At 66.6% G+C, this 14,038-nt stretch carries 12 protein-coding genes; 2 read left to right on the forward strand and 10 right to left on the reverse strand.

Annotated features, from left to right (window positions below; all coding sequences use genetic code 11):
* Window positions 1-91 precede the first annotated feature (91 nt).
* The 8 genes from arsC to AC5I49_RS28355 form a co-directional block, all read right to left on the reverse strand.
* Entirely contained in the window at window positions 92-523 is a 432-nt protein-coding gene (gene arsC, locus AC5I49_RS28320; RefSeq protein ID WP_016450895.1) for an arsenate reductase (glutaredoxin), read from the reverse strand.
* Between the two features lie 24 nt (window positions 524-547).
* A complete protein-coding gene (locus AC5I49_RS28325) occupies window positions 548-1,837 on the reverse strand; it encodes an arsenic transporter (protein ID WP_473210059.1) in 1,290 nt (429 codons plus the stop codon).
* Between the two features lie 53 nt (window positions 1,838-1,890).
* Window positions 1,891-2,397: an arsenate reductase ArsC gene (locus tag AC5I49_RS28330; protein ID WP_016445462.1), complete on the reverse strand. Its 507-nt coding sequence runs from the start codon at window positions 2,395-2,397 to the stop codon at window positions 1,891-1,893.
* 6 nt (window positions 2,398-2,403) lie between these two features.
* Complete coding sequence (locus tag AC5I49_RS28335; protein WP_016445461.1) at window positions 2,404-2,904, reverse strand: ArsI/CadI family heavy metal resistance metalloenzyme; 501 nt, start codon at window positions 2,902-2,904, stop codon at window positions 2,404-2,406.
* A gap of 12 nt (window positions 2,905-2,916) precedes the next feature.
* A complete protein-coding gene (locus AC5I49_RS28340) occupies window positions 2,917-3,240 on the reverse strand; it encodes an ArsR/SmtB family transcription factor (protein ID WP_016445460.1) in 324 nt (107 codons plus the stop codon).
* Between the two features lie 678 nt (window positions 3,241-3,918).
* The gene (locus AC5I49_RS28345) at window positions 3,919-6,477 is read right to left on the reverse strand and encodes a TonB-dependent siderophore receptor (RefSeq protein WP_495790214.1); all 2,559 of its coding nucleotides are present in this window, start codon (window positions 6,475-6,477) and stop codon (window positions 3,919-3,921) included.
* Window positions 6,478-6,535: 58 nt separating this feature from the next.
* Entirely contained in the window at window positions 6,536-7,537 is a 1,002-nt protein-coding gene (locus tag AC5I49_RS28350; RefSeq protein WP_495790215.1) for a FecR domain-containing protein, read from the reverse strand.
* Window positions 7,534-8,055, reverse strand: coding sequence for a sigma-70 family RNA polymerase sigma factor (locus AC5I49_RS28355; protein WP_016445457.1), 522 nt, complete (start codon window positions 8,053-8,055; stop codon window positions 7,534-7,536). The genes AC5I49_RS28350 and AC5I49_RS28355 overlap by 4 nt, the downstream gene beginning before the upstream one ends.
* Before the next feature lie 1,059 nt (window positions 8,056-9,114).
* Between AC5I49_RS28355 and groES the strand changes: the two genes are divergently transcribed.
* Both groES and groL read left to right on the forward strand, forming a co-directional pair.
* A complete protein-coding gene (gene groES, locus AC5I49_RS28360; RefSeq protein WP_016445456.1) occupies window positions 9,115-9,405 on the forward strand; it encodes a co-chaperone GroES in 291 nt (96 codons plus the stop codon).
* A gap of 48 nt (window positions 9,406-9,453) precedes the next feature.
* The gene (gene groL / locus AC5I49_RS28365) at window positions 9,454-11,097 is read left to right on the forward strand and encodes a chaperonin GroEL (protein ID WP_016445455.1); all 1,644 of its coding nucleotides are present in this window, start codon (window positions 9,454-9,456) and stop codon (window positions 11,095-11,097) included.
* A gap of 108 nt (window positions 11,098-11,205) precedes the next feature.
* On the opposite strand, the gene AC5I49_RS28370 is transcribed toward groL, so the two are convergent.
* Window positions 11,206-12,483 (reverse strand): aminotransferase-like domain-containing protein, encoded by a 1,278-nt coding sequence (locus AC5I49_RS28370; protein ID WP_034364479.1) that lies wholly within the window; start codon window positions 12,481-12,483, stop codon window positions 11,206-11,208.
* Window positions 12,484-12,606: 123 nt separating this feature from the next.
* A complete protein-coding gene (gene hglS, locus AC5I49_RS28375) occupies window positions 12,607-14,022 on the reverse strand; it encodes a 2-oxoadipate dioxygenase/decarboxylase HglS (RefSeq protein ID WP_160852860.1) in 1,416 nt (471 codons plus the stop codon).
* Window positions 14,023-14,038 lie beyond the last annotated feature (16 nt).

The raw sequence follows: 14,038 nt of genomic DNA on the forward strand, positions 1-14,038 counted from the left end.
GAGCGGGGCGCCGCTGAGGCTTCGGCGCGCCACAGCGGCAGGTCGTTGCTGCCTCGCCACCTTTGGCCACGCAGGGGCCGGATCTGGCAAGTCAGTGCTTTGCCACACGCTGCCCTGCCGCGTCGATGACGGCTTCGCCGTCCTCCTTGGAGAATGCCCCTTGCTGGGGACGCGGCAGTATGTCCAGCACCACCTCGGATGGCCGGCACAGGCGCGTGCCCAGTGGCGTCACCACAATGGGGCGATTGATGAGGATAGGGTGCCGGAGCATGGCGTCGATCAGCTGGGCATCGGTCCATTCCGGGTCACCCAGGCCCATCTCGTCATACGGCGTACCTTTTTGCCGCAGAACCTCCCGCACAGGCAGGGCCAGGTCCGCCAGCAGCCGCTCCAGCGTGGCCCGGTCGGGCGGTGTCTTGAGGTATTCGATGACGGCGGGCTCCTCGCCGCTGTTGCGGATCAGGGCCAGCACGTTGCGCGATGTGCCGCAGGCGGGGTTGTGATAGATCGTGATGGTGCTCATGGCAGATGGGTTCTGTGAGGGAATTCAGGCAGCCACGCTCAGGCGCAGCGCAAGGGCGGCAAGCGTGATGAGCAGCACGGGGGCCGTCAAAACCGTACCGACCCTGAAGTAGTAGCCCCATCCGATGGTCATGCCTTTGCTGGCCAGCACGTGCAGCCACAGCAGCGTGGCCAGGCTACCGATGGGCGCAATCTTCGGGCCCAGGTCGCAGCCGATCACGTTGGCGTAGACCATGGCATCCCTGACCACGCCGGTGGCACTGGAGGCATCGATCGACAGCGCACCCACCAGCACGGTGGGCATGTTGTTCATCACAGACGACAGCAGGGCCGAGAGCACCCCCGTGCCGATGGCTGCGCCCCAGACGCCGCCTTGGGCAAAGCGGTCCAGAACGGATGCGATAGAGGTGATCAGCCCGGCATTGCGCAATCCGTAGACCACCAGATACATGCCCAGCGAGAACACGACGATCTGCCACGGCGCGCCATGCAGCACCTTGCGGGTGCTGATGACGCAGCCGCGTGCCGCCACGGCCAGCAGCAGGGCGGCACCTGCGGCCGCGACCGCGCTGACAGGCACGCCCAGCGGCTCCAGCCCGAAGAAGCCGACCAACAGCAGGACCAGAACCACCCAGCCCGCGCGAAAGGTCGCCGGATCGCGGATCGCATCGGCCGGGCGCCTGAGCTGGGCCAGGTCATAGGTTGCGGGAATGCCGCGCCGAAAGAACAGCATCAGCATGGCGAGGCTGGCCAGCACCGAGGCGAGATTGACCGGCACCATTACCGAGGCGTATTCGTTGAAGCCGATGTTGAAAAAGTCGGCCGAGACGATGTTGACCAGGTTGGAGACGATCAGCGGCAGGCTGGCCGTGTCGGCGATGAAGCCTGCCGCCATGACGAATGCCAGCGTGGCGGAGGGCGAAAAGCCCAGCGCCACGAGCATGGCCATCACGATGGGCGTGAGAATCAGGGCGGCGCCGTCGTTGGCGAACAAGGCGGACACAGCCGCACCCAGCAGCACGATGAACGCGAACAGCTTGCTGCCCCGGCCTCCGCCCCAGCGTGCGAAGTGCAGCGCGGCCCATTCGAAGAAGCCGGCCTCGTCAAGCAGCAGGCTGATGATGATGACGGCTACAAAGGTGGCGGTCGCATTCCACACGATGCCCCAGACCACTGGAATGTCGGAAAGATGCACCACGCCGGCCAGCAGGGCAACGACCGCGCCCAGCGAGGCGCTCCAGCCAATGCCCAGGCCGCGCGGCTGCCAGATAACCAGCACAAGGGTGGAGATGAAGATCAGGACTGCCATGAGCACGGTGCTGGGAGATTCGGGTTTCAGAAGGCGCGCATTCGTGGACGAAGGGGGCGTCAGTGGGAGGCCAGTTCGCGGGCGGTGCCCTGCAGCCTTGCCTTTTCCAGCTTGTCGTCGGGCAGGTTGACCAGCAGCTCCAGACGACGACGCATCATGTGCAGAGTCTGTCGGAATGCTTCCAGCTTGACCTCTTCAGATGCGTCTCCCTGCGAGGGATCGGCGTATCCCCAGTGGGCGGTGGCGGGGTGGCCGGGCCAGATCGGGCAGACCTCGCCAGCTGCGTTGTCGCAGACGGTGATGATCAGGTCCATCTGCGGCGCCTGCGGGGCCGCGAACTCATCCCAGCTCTTGCTGCGCAGCCCCTGCACAGATACGCCGGCACGCTGCAGCACCTGCAAGCTCAAGGGATTGGGCTGCTGATTCGCGCGGGGGCTGCTGCCGGCCGAATACGCTTTGAAGCGCCCATTGCCCATGTCGTTGAGCAAAGCTTCGGCCAGGATGCTGCGCGCCGAGTTGTGAGTGCACAGGAACAGGACATTCAGGGGGGTGATGGAATCAGACATGGTGGCTTAGCAGCAGGACTTGGAGGAAGAGGCAGCTACGGTGCCTGGGGCGCAGCAGGCAGATGCGGCCGCCTGGCGCGGGGCCGTCGGCGCGCAGCACGCGCCGCTGGCTCCGACAGCTGCATCAGGGGCCTCGTGAAACACGGGAATGTTCTCCAGCGAATGAAAGTGCTCCCAGGCAATCCCCTGGGGATCGGTGATCCAGTGCTTGTCGCTGCGTGCATAGCAGCAGGTGGTGGCGCCTTCGTCGAGCATCGCCAGGTCGGCGGCCCTGGCGCGTGCCTTGAGCGCATCCAGCTCCTCGGCCTCATCCACTTGGAAGCCCAGGTGGTCCAGGCCGGCTTTCTCGCCTCGCGTCGAAATGGCGAAGTTCACCCGGGGCTCATCCAGCATCCACTTCGCGTAGTCGCTTTCCACGCGGGCGGGCTCGGCACCAAACAGCTGGGAATAGAACGCGATGTTCTTGGCCAGATCGTCGACGTGCATATGGACATGGAAGCGTTTCATCGTGGACTCCGTTCAGCAGTTGCAGGGCAAGGCATCCACCGTGGCGCATGCGGCGCCCTGGCAGCAGTTTTCGGTGAGGTAGGCGAGCAGGTCGTTCATCGCCGCAAAGGACGCCCGGTACAGCACATTGCGGCCCAGGCGCTCCTGGCTGACCAGCTCGGCATGGGACAGCTCCTTGAGGTGGAACGACAGCGCGTTGGGTGCGATACCCAACTGTTCGGCCAAGGCGCTGGGCGTAAGCCCCGCAGGGCCGGCGACTACCAGGGCGCGGAAAACGCGCAGGCGCGCTTCATGGGCCAGGGCCGAAAGCGATCGGATGACTTGGGTTTCTTGCATGCATCAATAATACAACTATTGTTGAATTATTGTTGAAAAAAATGAGGGCGGCCGTGCGGCTCCATTGCGCAAGCTCCGTGCGGAACGCCACTGAACACGCAGCGCGTCACGCAGATAACTCGTTGATTTCTCACGTCCTCGCAAGCCATGCGCCATCGATCTTTAGAGAGATGCGCCACTGGACTTTCGTCTGTACGGAAAACGCGCCACTGGACTTTAGTTTTTTAGACCAGTAAGGCTGAGGAGCGAGCTATCGGCCGAGGCGCAAGGGCTCAGGGCCGATGTGCGGCGGCGTCGCGGGTTGCCATGGGCTCTTGTGTGGCAGCTACCCGTTGCAGTCGTTTGTCGCAGGCCTGTCGGTGTCGGCTTTGCCTCGGCAGCTGCCGCCCCCCGCCGCCGGGCGAACTCACGCTGCATGGCGCCAAGCAGTCCTTAGCCCCTGCGACAAGCGCTGGCCCAAATGGTGGGGCTACTCGAAGGCTAGGACATTCTCCGGGCGCTCGCCCCGTGCCAGTGATCGTCTCACCCCCACTCAAACTTGCAGTCCCGAAACACGGATGGACGGCCAGGCTCGCCATGACACCCTGACAGCTCTACCCTCGCAAACATCGCCATCAACGGCGGACAGCACATCCACTGATGCTGACGACGTTCACACGGGGCGCAGCTGAAATCATTTCAGAACTTCATAGACACCGCCACGCGCATATTCCGCGCCTCCCCGTAGTACGACGAGGTCGAAACCCCTTGGTACTTGCGGTCGAAGACGTTGTAGAGGTTGGCCGAGACCGTGAGCTTCGGATTGATGGCGTATTGCACCATCAGGTCGGCCACAGCATAGCTTTTCTGCTCGACACGGCTGACGTTGGGCAGGCCCAGGAAGGAGAGGTCGCTCCAGGTGCCGCTTTGCCAGCGCGCGCCGCCGCCCACGGTCAGGCCGTGGCCTATGTGAGGCAGGCGGTAGGTGGTGAACAGCTTGAGGGTGTTGCGCGGGATTTCGGGGTTCAGGCGGTTGCGCTCGGCGTCGCGCGCGATGTTGCGGGCAAAGCCGACGGAGGCGTTCCAGTGGCGGCGGATTTCGCCGGTCATCTCCACCTCGAAGCCACGCGTTTCGGCGCCCTTGACGGCACGGTAGGCCTGCTCGCCATTGGGCGCGTAGCTGCCCGTGATGGCCTGGGCCACGTTGTCCTGCAGCAGGCGGTAGACGGCGGCGCCCACCTGCAGGCGCTTGTCCAGCAGCTCGCCCTTGAGGCCCAGCTCGTAGCTGCGGCCCAGTAGGGGATCGAGCTTTTTGCCGTGGATGTCCAGGCTGCTCTGCGCCTGGAAAATATCGGTATAGCTGGCATAGGCCGACCAATCGCGGCCCACGTCCAGCACCAGGCCGGCGAAGGGCGTGAGCTTGCCGTTTTCGGCCATGGCGCTGCCGCTGGTCTCGCCGCTGGCGAAATCGGTGTAGCTGTCGCGACGCTTCCAGTTCGTGATGCGTGCGCCCGCGATGACGGACAGCCGGTCCGTGGGGCGCAGCTGCAGCGATCCGTAAGCACTGCTGCTGCGTTCCACGGCCGCGCTGCGGCCTAGTACCGGGTTGTCGGGCTGCACCGGCGTGCGGCCATCCCAGGTGAAGAGGTTGTCTATGGTGTTGTCCCAGCCAGGGAAGGCCCAGCGGCCATGCGAGCCGCTGTCGTTGCGCGTGCGCGCCACACTGGCGCCGAAGGCGGCCTGGTGCTGGCGTCCCAGCAGCTGGAAGGGACCGGAAGCCGTGAGATCCAGCGTGTCCTGCCGAGGCCGCCCCGTCCACCAGGCGGCCCACAGGCCGGCACCTGCGCCGGTGGTGCGGTCCACAGGCTGTTCATTGGTCCAGCCCGGAATCTCGTCATAGCTGCTGCGGTCGAGCGTGTAGATGGCCTTCAGGCGCCAGTCGCTGGCCATGCGGTGCTCGAGCGAGGCGAAGACGCTGCGGTAGTCCCGCCGTGCCGAGGCCCAGCGCGCGCCCGAGGACGCGGAGCGGCTCCAATCGATGCGCGTGCCATCCGTGTAGAAGAAAGGCCGGCCCCCACGGCCTACGCCAGAAGCGTCGTAGTCCTGCGCGGAAAAGCCCACGGTGGCCAGCGTGGACGGCGACAGGTCAGCCTCCACCACGCCGTACAGCGAGCGGCTGCGGTCCTGCTCGTAGTCGACCTTGGAATGGCGGTTCTGCGACACGGCCACGATGCGCCCGCGCACCGATCCGGAGGCGTTGAGCGGCGATGACAGATCCACCTCGGCACGTGCGAAATCCCAGGAGCCTGCCGTGAGCCTGGCGCTGCCCTGGAACTCGGCCGTGGGCAGCTTGCGCACCAGGTTGATGGTGGCGCCGGGCGTGCCCGCGCCGCTCATCAGCCCCGAGGCGCCGCGCACGACTTCGACGCGGTCGAACATGGCCATGTCGCTGGTCTGGAAGATGGCCGGGTAGTCGCTGAACAGGCGGTTGACGCCATCGACCTGGAAGTTCTTGATCTGAAAGCCCCGCGCGAAGAACTGGTTGGTGTCGCCGCCCGTGGGACCATACTGCGCATAGCTCAGGCCCGTGGTCTGGCGGGCGATGTCTTCCTGCAGCACGATGCCCTGGTCGTCCATGCGCTGGCGCGTGATCACGCTGACCGACTGCGGCGTCTCGCGCAGCGACAGGGACAGGCCCGTGGCGGCCCGCGATTCGCTGGCGGCGTAGGACTGCGTGCCCTCGGTGACGGCGCTGCGCTCGGCCTGGGCGGTGACGCGCACCTCGGCCAGCGTGGCCGCGCCGGTGGGCGTTCCCACGGCCAGGGACGGTCGCACCACAAAGCCGCCGCCCTCGCGCGGCAGGGCCTGCAGGCCCGTGCCGGCCAGCAGCGCGGACAGGGCCTGGTCCACGGTTCGATCACCCTGCACGCCGGGGCTGGTCCTGTCTGTGGTCTGGGCGGTGGAGAAGGACAGCAGGATGCCCGCCTGGGCGCCAAAGCGATTGAGCGTGGCGGTCAGCGGCCCGGCAGGAATGTCGTAGCGCTGCACTGCCTGGGCGTGGGGCTGTGCCTGTGCGTGGGCCTGCGCCGGGGCAAGCACCGCCACCAGCGGCAGTGCCAGAACGGCGGGGCGCAAGGCCTGCCGCAGTTGAAATGCCAGTCGTGTGGCGCGAAAAGTCGGGTGATGGCCCATGGTGTGCGTGTCCCTCGGTCCTGGATGGTTGGCAATGGAATGCGGGCGCAGGAAAAAGCGCTTCATCTCCATTGCCCCGCGAGACGCGAAAAGCGATCAGCCAGGATCGACAAGAGCCAGGAAATCAGGCCGGCTCGACCACCACCCAGTAGCGCGTGGCCGTGCGCAGGCGCACCGGCAGGGTGGCCAGCAGCATGGCCAGCACCTGGTCGGTGTCGGCCAGCGGATAGGTGCCGCTGACGGGCAGCTGCGCCACGGCGCCATCGCAGCCCAGGTGGCCGGGCCGGTAGCGCGACAGCTGGTCCAGGAACTCGGCCAGCGGCATGTCCTGGGCCACCAGCATGCCGCGCGTCCAGGCTGCCAGGGCCGGATCGGCGGGCCCGGCCGGCGTGGTGGCCTGAGCGTCGAACTGCGCCTGCTGGCCTGTTTGCAGCAGATGGAGGTGGCCGGGCCGTTCGCGGGGCGCGATCTCCGTGGCGCCTTCAAAGACCGCAACCCGGCTGGGCCCCTGGCCGCGCTGGCGCACGACGAAGCGCGTGCCCAGGGCACGTATGCGGCCATGGCGGGTTTCGACGAGCAAGGGCGGCGCACTATCCTTCAGGCCCTGGGCCGTGGCCACCTCGATGTCGCCGCCGCGCAGGCGCACCAGGCGCTGCTGCGGGCTGAAATCCAGGTCGACCGCGCTGTCGGCATTCATCTGCAGCTGGGTGCCGTCCGGCAGGCGCAGGCTGCGCCGCTGGGCCGTGCCCGTGCGCAGGTCCGCCCCCAGGCCGGCCAGCCAGTCGCCCGAGGATGCCGGACCTCTCCATGCCACGGCACCGGCACCCGCGCCCGTGAACAGCAGCACGGCCAGGCTGCGCACCGCCAAGCGCCGCCCGCGCCCGCGTGCCGTGCGCGCGGCCTGGGCCAGGGCCACGCTGGCCGGCGTACCGGACAGCGGCTGCAGGCGTGCGCCCATGGCCTCTATGCGCAGCCAGGCGCGCTCATGGTGGGGATGGGATTCGCGCCAGTGCTGCAGGCGCTGCACCAGCATCTCGCGCGTGCCGGCGCTGTGATCATCGGACTGCAGCTCCACCAGCCATTCGGCGGCCTGCTCGCGCACCGCAAGAGGAATGGGCAGGCTCATGCGCCGTCGTCGTCCAGAAAGCAGACTTGCACCACGGCCCGCGCGATATGGCGGCGCACGGTGGGCACGGAAAGGCCCAGTTCAGCCGCGATGTCGGCCTGCCTCATGCCGTCGATCTGCGACAGCAAAAAGGCCTGGCGCACGGGCAGTGGGAGCAGGGCCAGCAGGCGGTCCACCTCGACCAGGGTCTGCAGCACGATGGCGCGGTGCTCGGGGGACTGGGCCACGGCCTCGGGCATGAGGGCCAGGGCGTCCAGATAGGCCTGCTCCACGCAGCGCTTGCGGTAGAGGTTGGCGGCCAGACCCTGGGCAATGGTCATCAGCAGGGCACGCGGTTCGCGAATGGCCTGGATCTCGGCGCCGCTGCGGCCCAGCAGGCGCACATAGGTGTCCTGGGTCAGATCGGCCGCATCAAAGGCATTGCCCAGGCGCTTGCGCAGCCAGCCCAGCAGCCAGCCGTGGTGGTCGGAGTAGAGAGTGGCGACATCGGGAACAAGGGCGCGGTCGGCGGCGGGCATGGGAAAGCGGCACGAGTGAAGCAGGAGGAAAGGCACCGGGGCAATATGCAGCGGCAAACAAGAATGCTTCTTATTTTCATTGTATCCAAATCCTACATCGTCATTGCACCAACCTGCGCACCAACGCCTGAGTGCGGACGCTCGGCGCGAGCACCATCGTGGGCTGATGCCACCTTCGTTGAAACCAGTCGGAGCGACGGCATTGAGTAGACAGGAATCAGCGGTGCAGCGCGAAATGGGGCCTTCGAGGCGAGGCACGGCGCACCGAAGAATCGACTGGCCACTTCCAAACGGTGAAGCGGTCGTCCAACAATGGAAGCCTTCAACGGCAGGTGTTGGTCGTCCCTGTCACTCTCGCTTTGCACAGTGAAGGGCGTAGATCAGCCTGATGCCATCGTTAGAAAGTCTGCAGTTGCCAACTGCTCCGCAGCGATTGCTGCTGCTCACGGCCACCTCGTGACCTATCAGTTGCAGCCACATGGTGGTCATCCAAGCTTCAGGGCTGGCGGCATCGCCAGATGCTTCGCTCCTCATCCGCACCCGACCTGGTGAAGCTCCCCTTTAGGACTGGCCCGTCATCGTGCCACGAAGGCGGAGCTTTTCTCCCTCTGACCACAGAGGTCACCAGACGAGGCCTCGGTCTCGTTCGCGCCTGATCAAGGGCAGTCACTCTGCACGGCTGGCTGATCTTGGGTGCGCTCAGCACCACGGCCAGGGCGCCTTCGATGCGACGTTAGGTCACAGCCCGCAAGGCTGCATGGTGATTCAGCGACAGCCTTTCGCCGGAAGTTCTGTGTGCTCCTGCAGGCCGCGCTTCGCCGCTGGCCAGCGCGGGCGCGCCCCGAAAAAACTAAAGATCAGTGGCGTTCCGCACTCCGCGCCGGATGTGCCGTCTTGCGGCACATCCGGCCCTACCCCTTGAAACCTGGCCGAATTGCCTTATTATTAGCACTCGTTGGGTATGAGTGCTAACAATCCTCTGTCCCACATTGCTTCGAATGCCGGCCCGCCGGGCCGGCAAGTCTTTGTTTCAACTTTGTTGATGATTTAGGAGTTGGTATGAACCTGCGTCCCCTGCACGATCGCGTGATCGTCAAGCGCCTCGAAAACGAAACCAAGACGGCTTCGGGCATCGTGATCCCCGACAACGCCGCCGAGAAGCCCGACCAGGGCGAAGTGCTGGCAGTGGGTCCCGGCAAGAAGAACGACAAGGGTGAAGTGATCGCCCTGAACGTGAAGGTCGGCGACCGCGTTCTGTTCGGCAAGTACAGCGGCCAGACCGTCAAGGTCCATGGCGACGAACTGCTGGTGATGAAGGAAGACGACCTGTTCGCGGTCGTCGAAAAGTAATCCACGCGCTTCGAAACCGCACTTTCCAACTGAATCCGGAGAATTGAAATGGCAGCAAAAGACGTAGTTTTCGGCGGCGAAGCACGCGCCCGCATGGTTGAAGGCGTGAACATCCTGGCCAACGCGGTCAAGGTCACGCTGGGCCCCAAGGGCCGCAACGTGGTGCTGGAGCGCTCCTTCGGCGCCCCCACCGTGACCAAGGACGGCGTGTCGGTCGCCAAGGAAGTGGAACTCAAGGACAAGCTGCAGAACATGGGCGCCCAGCTCGTGAAGGAAGTGGCCTCCAAGACCAACGACATCGCCGGTGACGGCACGACCACCGCCACCGTGCTGGCACAGGCCATCGTCCGCGAAGGCATCAAGTACGTGGCCGCCGGCCTGAACCCCATGGACCTCAAGCGCGGCATCGACAAGGCTGTCGCCGCCCTGGTGGAAGAGCTGAAGAAGCAATCCAAGGCCACCACCACCTCCAAGGAAATCGCCCAGGTCGGCTCGATCTCCGCCAACTCCGACGAATCCGTGGGCAGCATCATTGCCGAAGCCATGGACAAGGTCGGCAAGGAAGGCGTGATCACCGTTGAAGAAGGCAAGTCGCTGGCCAACGAACTCGACGTCGTCGAGGGCATGCAGTTCGACCGCGGCTACCTGTCGCCCTACTTCATCAACAATCCCGAAAAGCAGGTTGCCCTGCTGGACAACCCCTTCGTGCTGCTGTTCGACAAGAAGATCAGCAACATCCGCGACCTGCTGCCCACGCTGGAAGCCGTGGCAAAGGCCGGCCGTCCCCTGCTGATCATTGCAGAAGACGTCGAAGGCGAAGCCCTGGCAACGCTGGTGGTCAACACCATCCGCGGCATCCTGAAGGTTGTGGCTGTCAAGGCTCCTGGCTTCGGCGACCGCCGCAAGGCCATGCTGGAAGACATCGCCATCCTGACGGGCGGCAAGGTCATCGCTGAAGAAGTGGGCCTGGCGCTGGACAAGGTGACCCTGGAAGACCTGGGCCAGGCAGTGCGCATCGAAATCGGCAAGGAAAACACCACCATCATCGACGGTGCTGGCCAAGCTGCTGAAATCGAAGCCCGCGTCAAGCAGATCCGCATCCAGATCGAAGAAGCCACCAGCGACTACGACCGCGAAAAGCTGCAAGAGCGCGTGGCCAAGCTGGCCGGCGGCGTGGCCGTGATCAAGGTCGGCGCTGCCACCGAAGTCGAGATGAAGGAAAAGAAGGCCCGCGTTGAAGACGCCCTGCACGCTACCCGCGCTGCTGTGGAAGAAGGCATCGTGGCCGGCGGCGGCGTGGCTCTGCTGCGTGCCAAGCAAGCCGTGGGCGAACTGAAGACCGGCGACGCCGAGCAGGACGCCGGCATCAAGCTGATCATGAAGGCCATCGAAGCGCCCCTGCGCGAAATCGTGGCCAACGCCGGTGGCGAGCCCTCGGTGGTGGTCAACGCCGTGCTGAACGGCTCGGGCAACTACGGCTTCAACGCCGCCAACGACACCTACGGCGACATGCTGGAAATGGGTATCCTGGACCCGACCAAGGTGACGCGTACGGCCCTGCAGAACGCCGCTTCCGTGGCATCGCTGCTGCTGACGACCGAAGCCATGATCGCCGAGTCCCCCAAGGCTGAAGGCGCCCCCGCCATGCCCGACATGGGCGGCATGGGTGGCATGGGCGGCATGGGCATGTAATTGCCCGCCGCAACCGGGCAGGCCTTGCGCCATGCCCGGTTTGCCCCGCAAGAAAAAGGCCGCCCTCGGGCGGCCTTTTTCATTGCATGAACGCTGTTGCCGATGTCCTCAGGACACGGCCTGGCCCCAGGCCCGGCCCAGGCGCGCCACGGCCTCGGTGATCTGGGGCACGGTGGGCGCCGCATACGACAGGCGCATGCACAGGCCGGCCTGCTGCGCCGCCTCGGCCGGGAAGAAGGCCTTGCCTGGCACATAGAGCACGCCCTGCTCCACAGCGGCCGTGAACAGCGCCCGGGCCAGGGCCTCGGGCTCGCCCGCATGCCGTTGTGGCGGCAGCAGCTGCGCCCAGACGAACATGCCGCCCGCAGGCCGCACGAAGCGGATCTGCTCGCCCAGGGCCGACTGCATGCCCGAGCACAGCGCATCCATGCGCGCCGCGTACTCGGCGCAGGCCTGGGCCAGCTGGGGTGCATAGCGGCCCGAGCGCAGATAGTGCGCGGCGATCATCTGCGCCAGCGGCGAGGTGCACAGGTCGGCCGTCTGCTTGGCGATGGTGCAGCGGCGCAGCAATTGGGCGTCGGCCAGCATCCAGCCGATGCGCAGCGCCGGTGCCACGGTCTTGGACAGGCTGGACAGGTAGACCACGGGGTTGGACTGGGCGCCGCACTGCGCCAGGCCTGTTTCGTAGATCGACGGCTCGCGCTGGCCGGTAAAGCGCAGCTCGCCATAGGGATCGTCCTCGACGATGGCAAAGCCGTGCTGGCGCGCCAGCGCCACCAGGGCCTCGCGCCGCGCCGCGGGCAGCAGCGTGCCGCCCGGGTTGGAGAAGTTGGGCACGGTGTAGAGCAGCTTGGGGCGGCGCGCATGGGGCCACTGCGCCAGCAGGCTGGCCAGGGCACCGGTGTCCAGGCCGTGTTCATCCGTGGGCACGGCCACGACCTGTGCCTGGGCCAGCTTGAGCGTCTGCAGCGTGGCCGGGTAGGCGGGCACCTCGACCAGCACCGGATCGCCAGGCTCCACCAGCACCTTGACCAGCAGGTCGAAGGCCTGTTGCGAGCCCGTGGTCACGATCATGTCGGCCGGCGTGCAGGCAATGCCGCGCGTGGCGCACAGTGCGGCCAGGGCTTCGCGCAGCGGCAGCTGGCCTTCGCTGGCGCCGTACTGCAGGCTGGCGGCAGCGTCCTGCTGCAAAGCGGCCATCGCGGCCTGTTGCAGGCCTTCGGCATCGAACAGGCTGGGCGAGGGATAGCCGCCCGCCAGCGAGAGCATGCCGGGGCGGCTCAGATAGGGAAACAGCTCGCGTATGGGCGAGCCTTCGGGATGTGCGAACAGCGGGTTGAACAGATGGGCGGTGGGCGACTGAATGCCCAGGTCTGCAGTGCTCATGAAGGCCTCTTGCGGCTTTGCAAAAAACAAAGGGGCGCGTGCACAGGCCTGGCGCCTGCGCATGCGCCCCGGGAAAGGGGATACAGGGTGGATGCCGGCCAAAGCCGGCCTCCAGGCAGCCGGTCAGGCCACAGCCTGGGCGGCCTGGGTGCGCAGCGCGCTGCGCAGCTGGTCGATGGAGCGCTGCTGCGCCTGCTCGTACAGCGCGATCTCGTCATGCACGCGGGCACCCAGGTCGGCCTCGAAGGCCTGCTGGGCCGCATGGGCCGCGTACTGCTTTTGCTCTTCGCCGCCCAGGTTGGACTGGAAGATGCCGGCCGCGCTCACGGGCAGGAAGTCCTCGTAGACGATGGGCTCGGCCTGGGCCAGGCCGCGGGCGATCAGGGCGTCCAGGTCCGAGGCGGCGGCCGCGGCGGCCTCGCCTGCGGCCAGGGCGGCGCCCTCATCGCTCAGCGTGAAGCGGTAGAAGGCCAGGTCCTGGCGGCGCAGTTGCTCATGGGTGTCGGGGAAAGCCTCGAAGACCTGGGCCAGGCGGCTGCCGTAGTCGGGTGCGGCACTGCCCGCGCTGCCCATGTCGCGCACCTGGGCCAGCAGCTGGTCGTAGAGCGCGCGGCCCTTGCGCGTGAGCGCAACGCCGCGCTGCTCGATCTCGCCGAAGCGCGCCGTGTGCGAGCCTGCGCCCGTGGCATCGCCGGCGAAACGCACGGTCTCCTTGAGCGCCTTGAAGCTGGTCTGGCGCAGCAGGATGGGGCAGGCGCGGCGCGGCGGGCCTTCGACCACGTCCTTGGCATCCATGCCGCGTGCGGGCATGGCGGCCTGGGCCGCGTCGATGTCCAGGGTGCGCGGCGTCAGGTGGTTGATGTGCGGGCCCTTGAAGCAGACCACGTCGGCGATCAGGCGGTGGGCCTTGTGCAGCGCGTCGTAGGTGGTGCCGTCCACGGTGGACTCGCTGTGCCAGCGGAAGGTCTCCAGCGCCTCGCCGACGAATTCATCGGCCTCGGCATCGGTGAGGCCGCCGTTGGCCTCGGACTGGGCGATCAGCGCCAGCGCGCGCTCGGTGAAGATGTTGCGGCGCGCCAGGATGGCGGCGGCCTGGGCGCGCAGCGCCTCGTCGGCGATCAGGTCCAGGCGCAGCAGCGAGGTGAAGACGCGGAAGGGATTGGCCAGCAGCGCGGCATCGCTGACGGGACGGAAGGCCGTGGAGTGCACGGGCACGCCGGCCACCGACAGGTCGTAGTAGCCCACGGGCTCCATGCCCATGATGGCGAACAGGCGGCGCAGCATGGACAGCTCGGCGGCCGTGCCCACGCGGATGGCGCCGTGGCGCTCCACGCCCAGGCGGGCCAGCTCGCCGCTGCGCTGCATCCGGGCCAGCAGCTCAGGCTCGGCCTGCAGGGTGCGCTGGTTGATGTCGGCCACGAGCTCGATCAGCGTGCCGTACTGGGGCACTTCATCGCGGTACATCTCGGACATGGCGCTGGAAAAGCGCGCGCGGATCTCGTCGGAAGGCACGAAGGCGTTGGCGGACGTAGAGGACATGGTGCTCGTGGGGACT

Source organism: Delftia sp. (genome assembly GCF_059499305.1).